Raw genomic sequence first — 11284 nt, 5'->3', positions numbered from 1 at the left:
TCGCCGGAAAAGGATTCGGAGAAAGCGAACCCAAAATCGATTGCAAAGAAAACTGCACCGAAGAACAATACGCCATAAACAGACGTAGCGAATTCCTGATCGTGAAGAAGTAAGGGGAATTTGACCGAATAAAAAAACCGACGATTAGTCGGTTTTTTTATGCTTGATCGGCAGCGTGCCATTCGGCGAAAGAAGTGCCGGTTTCTTGCAATTTTAACGAATGCAGTTCAATGTTTTGGGGCAATCGCGCTTTAATACGAGCCGCAAAATCGATCACCATATTTTCACTCGTGGGTTGATAATCGACCAACAAAACGTGGTGTTGCCGTTGAATTAATTCCGCCGCAAGTTCAACGTGTGGTGTATTTTTATTGAAAACGGTTGCATGATCGAACTGATCGACGATTTCTTCTTTTACGATGCGTTTTAAATCCGAAAAATCGATGACCATGCCAAACTTCACGTTATTTGGATCGGCAATGGGAACTCCGATCACGGTTACCGAAAGTTTGTAGCTGTGCCCGTGCACGTTCTTGCATTTTCCGTCGTAACCATATAGCGCATGACCGGTTTCGAAGTTAAATTGTTTGGTAATTCTAATTTTTGACATGAATGGAAATCTGATTTTGCAAAAGTAGTTAATCTACAGTCGACAATTTCACGTGAACTCACAAAGGTTTTGCGATGCTGTTTTGGAGAACAAGACATTTTATTTTTGCGCACTTTGGTGGAAACGGATGCCCGCGCCACGGATAGCAGTGGAAAGCCCGGAAACACCTATTGTAGCGGAGCAAAACGGGTGTTGAGGACTTGTAACGAATAGCCGGGCCGCTGCTTGGGAAAGGCTGGGGAGCGGGGCGCCCAAATAAAAAGAAAGGAAATACGAACATTTTTTAAAAATCAATCCTTTTAACTTTGATGTTTCGTTTGAGCCCTTACCTTTGCGCTGAACTATATCGTTTTCTTATGTCTGATTACAGCAAACGTCGAGCCGCTCTATTATATCATGCAAAACCAAAACCGGGCAAAATTGCAGTGGTACCCACCAAAAAATACGCTACACAACGCGATCTTTCTTTAGCCTATTCGCCGGGCGTTGCGGAGCCGTGTTTGGAGATTGCAAAAGATATAGACAATGTATATAAATACACTGCGAAAGGCAATTTAGTTGCCGTAATTACAAACGGTACTGCGGTTTTGGGATTGGGCGATATCGGTCCGCAAGCCTCTAAACCCGTTATGGAAGGCAAAGCCTTGTTATTTAAAATTTTTGCGGACATCGACGTATTTGATATTGAAATCGACACAAAAAATATCGACGAGTTTATCAATACCGTTAAAAACATAGCACCCACATTTGGCGGTATTAATTTGGAGGACATCAAAGCACCGGAGTCGTTTGAAATTGAACGCCGCTTGGTGGAAGAACTCAACATTCCGGTGATGCACGACGACCAGCACGGAACGGCCATCATCTCGTCGGCAGCACTTTTGAATGCTTTGGAATTTGCAGATAAAAACATTTCGGAAATCAAATTGGTGGTTTCCGGTGCTGGTTCTGCTGCCTTGGCATGTGCAAATTTATATGTGTTGTTGGGCGTGAATCCTGAAAACATCATTATGTTCGACAAAGACGGCGTTTTAAGTTCGGCACGTACTGATTTATCGGATTTGCAAAAAAGATACGCTTCGGCGACTCCAGGAACTACTTTGAAAGACGCGATGGTTGATGCCGACGTATTCTTGGGTTTATCAGCCGGGAATTTGCTTACGCCAGAAATGTTATTGAGCATGGCTGCGGATCCGATTGTATTTGCGATGGCGAATCCGGTTCCTGAAATCGACTATGATTTGGCGATTGCAACCCGTGAAGACATTATTATGGCAACGGGGCGAAGCGACAATCCGAATCAAGTGAATAATGTTTTAGGATTTCCATACATATTTCGTGGCGCTTTAGACGTTCGAGCGACTAAGATAAACGAGGCTATGAAAATGGCGGCAGTACGTGCGTTAGCAGCCTTAGCGAAAGAACCCGTTCCGGAACAGGTGAACATTGCTTATGGCGAAACGAAGCTAAATTTCGGAAGAGATTACATCATTCCGAAGCCGTTTGATCCGCGATTGATTGCAAAAGTAGCTCCGGCAGTAGCGCGTGCGGCGATGGAATCGGGCGTGGCAACACATCCGATTACCGATTGGCAACGCTACGAAGACGAGCTTTTAGAGCGTTTGGGTAGCGACAATAAGATGGTTCGTTTGTTGATGAACCGCGCAAAAATGGATCCGAAACGTATTGTTTTTGCGGAAGCCGATCATTTGGACGTTTTGAAAGCGGCACAGATTGTTTACGAAGAGAAGATCGGACATCCCATATTGCTTGGTAACAAAGAAGTTATTTTGGAATTGAAATCGGAAATTGGATTTGATGCCGATGTGCCGATTTACGATCCGAAAACAAAGGAAGAAGATGTGCGCCGTTTACGTTATGCAGATATTTATTGGAAGTCGCGCCAACGTAGAGGCATACAATTACTCGATGCGCAAAAATGGATGCGGGAGCGCAATTACTTTGCGGCGATGATGGTGAATGAAGGCGATGCCGATGCTTTAGTAACTGGTTATTCGCGCAGCTATCCGTCGGTTATCAAGCCGATGATGCAACTGATTGACAAGGCGCCTGGTATTTCGTTAATTGCTACTGCGAATATGATGATGACTAATCGCGGGCCGATGTTTTTGTCGGATACGGCAATTAATCCGAACCCAAGTGCCGACGATTTGGCGAAAATTGCTTTGATGACGGCTCGTACTGTTCGCATGTTTGGTATGGAGCCGGTTATAGCGATGATTTCGTTTTCGAATTTTGGTTCTTCGGCTCACGGAAGCGCTGCTAAAGTTCGCGAGGCCGTGGCGTATCTGCATAATTACTATCCGGATTTGCTTATTGATGGCGAAATTCAAACAGACTTTGCTTTGAATTCGGAAATGTTAGAAAAGAAGTTTCCGTTTTCAAAGCTCGCTGGAAAGAAAGTAAATACCTTGATTTTCCCGAATTTGGAGTCGGCTAACATCACTTACAAGCTATTAAAAGAGTTGTACGATGTTGATTCGGTGGGTCCAATAATTTTAGGGATGGACAAGCCGGTACACATTTTTCAGTTGGGTGCCAGCGTTGAGGAAATGGTAAATATGGCTGCTGTTGCTGTAGTGGATGCGCAGGAAAAAGAAAAACGCAAAAAGCGCTAATTTCTGGATTTCTTCGCTCAGATAACAAGTCTGAAAAGTTCCTTATTTGCTGTTGCTTGTATAAAATGGCATTGTGTGTCGGTTAAATACGCAATTCGACCTTCGATTTTAAGCCTTTTTTAAGATTTTTGCTACATTTGGGCGCTGACTCTGACACCATGATTGCTCAAATACAAGGGAAACTGATTGAAAAGCTGCCAACCGAAGTGGTTATCGACTGTAATGGTGTTGGTTATCAGGTTAATATATCGCTTCACACCTATTCCTTGATTCAAGATTCCGAGTACATTAAGCTTTATACACATCTTCAGATAAAGGAAGATGCGCATACTTTGTTTGGTTTTTTCGAAAAATCGGAACGCGAGATTTTCAAAATGTTGATATCGGTCAACGGAATTGGTGCCGGAATTGCACGAACGATGCTTTCGTCGATCGAGCCGAAACGAATTATCGAAGCTATAGGCTCGGGCGATGTGGCTACGATTCAGCGCATAAAAGGAATTGGGGTGAAAACAGCTCAACGTGTAATCATTGATTTGCGCGATAAGGTGTTAAAATTATACGATATCGACGAAGTTTCCGTTTCGCAAAACAATACAAAACGAGATGAAGCGTTATCAGCTTTGGAAGTTTTGGGCTTTAACAAAAAGTTGGCAGAAAAGGCACTCGAAAAGATTGTTTTTGAACAGCCCGAGGCAAATGTGGAGACTTATATCAAACAGGCTTTAAAAATATTATCTTAGTTGGAAAAGAAATTTCTGAAAAAATCAGAATACCTATATAAACTATTGCTTTTACTGGCAATATTTTTCTCTACTCAAACTACTCTAGCGCAGGTTGACGAGGAGGAAGATCAGCAAGTGCGCGACACTGTAGGATACAATTCCGGTAAAATAGATTTAGGACGACCACCGAGTGTAGTAGAATTGTATACTTACGATCCAAAAACTGATCGGTATGTGTACACAAATACTGTAAGCGGTTTTGATGTTACGTTGCCTTTGGTGTTAACTCCCAAAGAATACGAAGATCGCGTTTTGAAAGAGTCTATGAAAAAGTACTTTCAAGAGAAAGGAAAAGCATTAGAAGATCGTCCGGGTAGCGAAGATGAAAAGAAAAATTTGCTGCCAACTTACTACGTCAATTCAAGTTTTTTTGAAACAATTTTTGGAAGTAATACCATCGACGTAAAGCCTACGGGTTCGGTAGAAATGGATATAGGTGTGCGTTTTACACGACAAGATAATCCCGCTTTCTCACCTAGAAATAGGCAAGCGACTGCTTTTGATTTTCAGCAACGCATAAGCATGGCCCTTAATGGTAAAGTAGGTACCCGTCTTAACGTGAATGCAAATTACGATACGCAATCCACTTTCGCGTTTCAGAACTTAATCAAGCTCGAGTACACACCAACCGAAGACGATATTTTACAGAAAATCGAAGTAGGTAACGTAAACCTGCCGCTAAATACTTCGCTGATCAAAGGAGCTCAAAGCTTATTTGGTGTTAAAGCACAATTGCAATTTGGTAGAACGACAGTTACGGGAGTTTTCTCTGAACAAAAATCGCAAACGAGGCAAGTCACCGCTCAAGGCGGAGGAACCTTGCAAGACTTCGATTTGTTTGCTTTAGATTACGATAACGATCGACACTTCTTCTTGTCTCAGTATTTTAGAAATCGCTATGATGCTGCGATGCGAAATTATCCGGTTTTAGATACACGTATTCAAATTACGCGTATCGAAGTTTGGGTGACCAATCGACAAAACCGAGTAAGTTCAACCGAGAACAACTTGCGAAACATCGTTGCGCTTCAAGATTTAGGTGAAGCGCAATTAAGCGGTCTGCAAGATAATGAAGTCGTTTATCTCGATCCGCTTCCCGCTGGATTTTTCACCGCTGCACCAAACACCCCACCAGACAACAACAACAACCGTTTCGATCCGGCTTTAATCGGATCTGGCGGTTATCTTACAGATGCCATTCGGGAAATAAGCACCACAAGTCCGAATCAAGCTTTTAACATTCCAGGCGTTGTAGTTGCTGAAGGTCAGGATTATGCAAAGCTGGAAAATGCACGAAAATTGACTTCAAACGAATACACCTTTCATCCGCAGTTGGGTTATATTTCCTTACAACAGCGATTGAACAACGACGAAGTCTTAGCTGTAGCGTATGAATTTACCAGCGGTGGAGAAGTTTTTCAGGTTGGAGAATTCGCAAACGGCGGTGTAGAATCAACGGTTGTCGACGGGCAGAATCCAGAAACACAAGTAGTTTCTACTCAAAGTTTGGTTTTAAAGATGCTGAAAAGCAACCTCACTAATGTGGAAAACGAGTTGCAAAATGGGCAACGATTAACCGCTCCTGTATGGAATTTGATGATGAAAAACATCTATCAAATTGCGCCAGGAGGTCAATTAGAGCAAGAAGATTTCCGCTTCAACATCTTGTATTCGGATCCTTCACCATTAAACTATATCACAGCCGCAGGAACCTTACCGCTACCCGAAGATGTAGAACGCACTCCTTTACTTAAAGTATTTAATGTTGATCGACTGAACGTAACGAATGACCCACAGGTTGGAGGTGACGGATTTTTCGACTTTATACCAGGATTGACTGTTGATACACAAAATGGACGAATCATTTTTACAACGGTAGAGCCTTTTGGAGAATTTTTATTCAATAAACTTTCTAGTGCCACAGGAGCTGAAAATTATAACGATCCTGCTACCTATAACAGCAATCAGGCAAAGTACGTTTTCAGAACCATGTATCGAAGCACTCAAGCAAGAGCGCTACAGGATAGTGACAAAAACAAGTACGAACTACGTGGCCGATATAAATCGACTGCTGGCGACGGTATTGCCATTGGCGCCTACAACGTACCGAGAGGCTCTGTTGTCGTAACAGCAGGTGGTCGTGTCTTGCAAGAAGGGATAGATTATTCGGTGAATTATCAATTAGGGCGAGTTCAGATTTTAGATCCGTCTTTAGCGGCAGCGAACACGCCGATACAAATCTCCGTTGAAAACAATTCCGTATTTGGGCAGCAAACGCGCCGATTTATGGGAATTAACGTTGAACACAAATTCAGCGATAAATTCCTTGTTGGAGCTACTTTCTTAAAAATGACCGAACGTCCGTTCACACAAAAATCCAATTACGGACAAGAATCGGTTAACAATTCCATCTACGGAGCAAACGTAAACTATGCCACTGAAGTACCTTTCTTAACGCGCTTGGTAAACAAATTGCCAAACATGGATACCGATGCGCCTTCGAATATATCGTTCCGTGGAGAATTTGCATATTTAAAACCAGATACGCCAAAAGCCGATCAATTTGAAGGACAGGCAACTTTATATGTCGACGATTTCGAAGGCTCGCAAACCACAATCGACATGAAGGGACCGCTCGCATGGTCACTTTCCAGCGTTCCACAAAACAGTACGGATCCAAATAATCCGTTCGATTTCAACGGAGAATTAAGTGACAATTTAGAGTATGGTTATAAGCGCGCTAAGCTTTCTTGGTATACTATCGACCCGATATTTTTCACAAGCCAACGTCCCGGAGGCTTAACAGATGCCGATTTATCTCTTAATAAAACACGCCGCGTTTATATCGACGAAGTTTTTCCAGAAGTTGATGTAGCTGATGGTCAGCAAACGGTAATTAATACGTTGGATTTAACATATTATCCAACTGAACGCGGACCCTACAACTACAATCCAGCTGCAAACGGCTCTAATACACTTCCTAATCCGGAGCAAAATTTCGGGGGTATCACCCGCGCCATTACTTCAACCAATTTTGAACAAAGCAATGTCGAGTACATTCAGTTTTGGATGATGGACCCTTACTATCGCGGCAGCGGAGCACCACCCGATTTCGACAGTGAAAATCCACTTAATACTGGAAAGTTGTTTTTCAATTTAGGTGAAATTTCTGAAGACGTTCTTCGCGATGGCAGAAAACAGTACGAAAATGGACTGCCAGAGAGCGGCAGTACTCAAAACACCATTCCGTCGGCGTGGGGACGCTTACCAGCTTCACAATCTTTAATTTACGCATTCGATACCAATGAAGCGAACCGCGCTGTTCAAGATGTAGGATATGACGGACTTGAAGACAAAGACGAAAACGTGCGTTATCCCAGTTTTGCAAACACCGGCGACGCAGCTGCCGATAATTACCAATTCTACTTAAGTGCCGACGGAGACGTTCTTGAACGCTATAAAAATTATAATGGAATAGACGGTAACTCGCCTGTATCTGTGTCGGACACCAACCGAGGAAATACGACGATTCCTGATGTTGAGGACATAAACCGCGACAATACTATGAACACCATCGATGCATATTTTCAATATGCAGTCGATATTCGTCCTAATATGCCTGTCGGAGAAGGATATATAACCGATGAACGAATTACTGTAGGACGCATCCCACAAGGAACACAATCGGGTACAATTCCCGTACGATGGATTCAATTCAAAATTCCTATTGATCAAGGTGCGAATACCATTAAAGTTGGACCGATAGAAGACTTCAGAGCCATTCGTTTTATGCGAATGTTCCTCACAGGATTTACCGAAGATGTAACTATACGATTAGCAACTCTGGACCTTGTACGAGGTGAATGGCGACGCTACACCGCAACTTTAGATCCTTTAGATGATAACCCCGACAACGACCAAACAAATTTCGATGTTCAAGCCGTTAACGTTCAGGAAAATGGAGATAAAAAACCAATCAACTACGTAACTCCTCCAGGTGTAAGCAGAGAACAGCTGTTTAACAACAACACTGTAGTGCGTCAGAATGAGCAATCGTTAGCGTTGCGTGTTTATGGCAATGGATTGGAAGAAAACGATTCTCGGGCAGTATTCAAGAACGTTAGCGTAGATATGCGACAGTTCAAAAAACTGAAAATGTTCTTGCATGCTGAAGCTTTGCCAATCGAATCGCCCGATTATAAGGCACTTCCTGATCGAAAAATGATTGGTTTTATTCGATTTGGTAACGACTTTACGCAAAACTACTATCAAGTTGAATTGCCACTAAAAGTTTCGGTACCAGAAAATCCGAGCGGAAACTTAGCTGCCGAATTAGTTTGGCCGGAAGAAAACGAAGTGGACTTAAATTTAAGTTTATTGACAAAACTTAAAGTTTTAGCGTTACAAGATCCGAGTGGTGCAGTGGATGGCGTATATACGCGAACAGAATCGGAGCTAGACCCTTCTCTGGCAGGGAAAATTAATGAATTACGTATCAGTGTAAAAGGAAATCCTAATTTCGGTTTGGTACGTACCTTGATGGTTGGAGTAAAAAACAACCCCGAAGTAGTTGCTGTGGCCGGTAACGAAATTGTTGGTGAAGTTTGGTTTAACGAATTGCGTTTAGCCGAAATGGATAATCAAGGAGGTATGGCTGCTGTTGCCAGTTTGGATGGAAATCTAGCCGATTTTGCTACCATATCTGCAACCGGACGTATGTCGACCATAGGGTTTGGCTCGCTTGAAGACGGCCCGAATGAACGCAGTCGAGAAGACATTAAACAATACAACATTGTTACCAATATCAATGTAGGAAAACTACTTCCGAAAAACTGGGGCGTAAACATTCCGTTTAACTACGGCGTTGGTGAAGAAATAATTACACCAGAATACGATCCGTTTAATCAGGATATTAAACTAGACCAGTTGATCGATGCAACAGCCGATCAAGCAGAACGCGAAAATATTCGTCAACGTGCCATCGAGTACACGAAAACTAAGAGCATTAACTTTATTGGAGTTAAGAAAGAACGTGCACCCGAACAAAAACAACGTATTTACGATGTTGAAAACCTGACGCTTGGTTATTCATTTAACGAAACGAAACGACACGATTACGAGATTGAAGATTTCCTTGATCAACAAGTTCGAACTACCGCAGATTATGCGTATAGTTTCCAATCTAAACCCGTTGAACCCTTCAAGAAAACTAAATTCATGTCGAAAAGCAGTTATTGGAAGTTATTGAGCGACTTTAACTTCAACTACTTGCCGACAAACATTAACTTCAGTTCAACAGTTCTTCGACAATACAACCGACAGCAGTTTAGACAAGTAGATGTGCAAGGAATTGGCTTAGATCCGCTTTTCCGAAGAAATTTCTTGTTCAATTACCAGTACGGCTTCAACTACAACATCACTAAAAATCTTAAAGTTAACTATCAGGCTTCGAACAGTAATTTGGTTCAGAACTTCCTTCAAGCCGACGGTACACCTATTGAAAACTTCTCCATCTGGCAAGATTTCTTGAACGTGGGTGAAGCCAATACACACAACCGTCAGTTGACCGTGAATTACGAATTGCCGCTAAGCAAATTGCCATTCCTAAGCTTTTTGAAATCGTCGTACACCTATACCGGAGATTACCAATGGCAACGTGCATCTGAAGCGCTGCAAGCTTTCACCGACGTAAACGGCATTACATACAATTTAGGGAACACCATTCAGAACAATAGTGCGCATCGTTTAAATACGACACTAAACATGGACTTGTTTTACCGTTACATTGGTCTTACTGGTAAAAAAGCCAAGCAGCCCACTAAACCTGCAGCAGCGCCAAAACCCGGAGAGAAAGTTGTGGCACAAAAAACAACCGTTCAAAATGAGCGTGGAGTTTTCATGACCGGACTAATAGGGGTACTTACAAGCGTTAAAAATGTGCAAGTAAACTACACCGAAACAGCAGGTACGATATTACCCGGCTACTTGCCTGGTTTAGGATTTTTCGGAAGTAGCAAACCAAGCTTAGGTTTCGTATTTGGAAGTCAAGCCGATGTTCGCTACGAAGCGGCTAAAAACGGATGGTTAACCAATTACCCAGATTTTAACGGAAATTACTCGCAAGTACTGTCAAAAACAATAGATGCTACCGCTAACATCGATTTATTCCCAGACTTTAAAATTGATTTAGTAGCAAACCGCACCTACGTGAATAACGAAAGTGAACAATTCGACGTCACCGACGGCAATTACAACCCGCGCGCTCCTTATGATTTCGGAAATTTCTCGATTTCTACAAACCTTATTCGCACAGCTTTTTCGAAAAGCGACGAAACAAGCTCGGCAGCATTCGATGAATTTAGAGAAAACCGTTTAGTAATCGCACAACGTTTAGCAGCACAACGCGGACTCGACCCAACGGATGTGGATGCAGAAGGTTATCCAAACGGATACGGAAAAAATAGCCAACAAGTACTCTTACCGGCTTTCATGGCTGCTTATGTCGGACAAGACGCTAGAGACGTGTCGTTAAGTCCGTTTAGAGATTTCCCTATTCCTAACTGGAACATCAAATACAGCGGTTTAATGCGTTACCAATTCTTTAAAGATCGCTTTAAACGATTTAGCTTGCAGCATGGTTACCGCGCTTCGTACACCATTAACGCCTTCCGTTCTAACTTCGAATACGATAACAACCCGAACGGTTTAGATGCTGGAGGAAATTTCTTCTCAAAGACAATTATTTCAAACATTAACCTCGTAGAGCAGTTCAATCCGCTGATAAAAATTGATATGGAAATGCAAAATTCCATGAAAATTACAGCTGAAATGAAGAAAGATCGAGCGCTTTCGTTAAGTTTCGACAACAATTTGCTAACCGAAGTACAAGGTTTGGAATACATCATCGGACTTGGTTATCGTATCAAAGACGTGATTTTTAACTCGGCTTTGGCGAACAACCCGACAGGTGTAATCAAATCCGATATAAATTTACGTGCCGATTTCACCTTGAGAAATAACAAAACAATCGTTCGCTATCTCGATTACGACAACAACCAACTCGGTGGCGGGCAAAATCTTTGGAACCTAAAATTAACCGCCGACTATTCGTTTAGCAAAAATTTCACTGCGATTTTCTTCTACGATCACTCGTTTTCGAAAGCAGTTATCTCTACTGCGTTCCCTATTACAAACATTCGTTCCGGATTTACACTCAGATATAACTTCGGAAATTAGAAAACATCCGCAGA

General features: G+C 42.4%; 4 protein-coding genes. 3 read left to right on the top strand and 1 reads right to left on the bottom strand.

Features of this window, described 5'->3' with window-relative positions:
• Positions 1 to 157: 157 nt before the first annotated feature.
• On the bottom strand, positions 158 to 610 hold the full coding sequence (locus Q0064_RS14700; RefSeq protein WP_298149003.1) for a 6-carboxytetrahydropterin synthase: 453 nt from the start codon (positions 608 to 610) through the stop codon (positions 158 to 160).
• 356 nt (positions 611 to 966) lie between these two features.
• On the opposite strand from Q0064_RS14700, the gene Q0064_RS14695 reads away from it, so the two are divergent.
• The 3 genes from Q0064_RS14695 to sprA all read left to right on the top strand — a co-directional run bounded on the left by Q0064_RS14695 (position 967) and on the right by sprA (position 11270).
• Complete coding sequence (locus Q0064_RS14695; RefSeq protein WP_298149001.1) at positions 967 to 3249, top strand: NADP-dependent malic enzyme; 2283 nt, start codon at positions 967 to 969, stop codon at positions 3247 to 3249.
• A gap of 158 nt (positions 3250 to 3407) precedes the next feature.
• Entirely contained in the window at positions 3408 to 3992 is a 585-nt protein-coding gene (gene ruvA / locus Q0064_RS14690; protein ID WP_298148999.1) for a Holliday junction branch migration protein RuvA, read from the top strand.
• A gap of 60 nt (positions 3993 to 4052) precedes the next feature.
• Positions 4053 to 11270 (top strand): cell surface protein SprA, encoded by a 7218-nt coding sequence (gene sprA, locus Q0064_RS14685; RefSeq protein WP_298149005.1) that lies wholly within the window; start codon positions 4053 to 4055, stop codon positions 11268 to 11270.
• Positions 11271 to 11284: the final 14 nt, after the last annotated feature.

Source organism: Flavobacterium sp. (assembly GCF_027490375.1).
Taxonomy (GTDB): domain Bacteria; phylum Bacteroidota; class Bacteroidia; order Flavobacteriales; family Flavobacteriaceae; genus Flavobacterium.
Note: the sequence above shows the minus strand (reverse complement) of the source record. Positions and strands in the feature narration are given on the sequence as shown.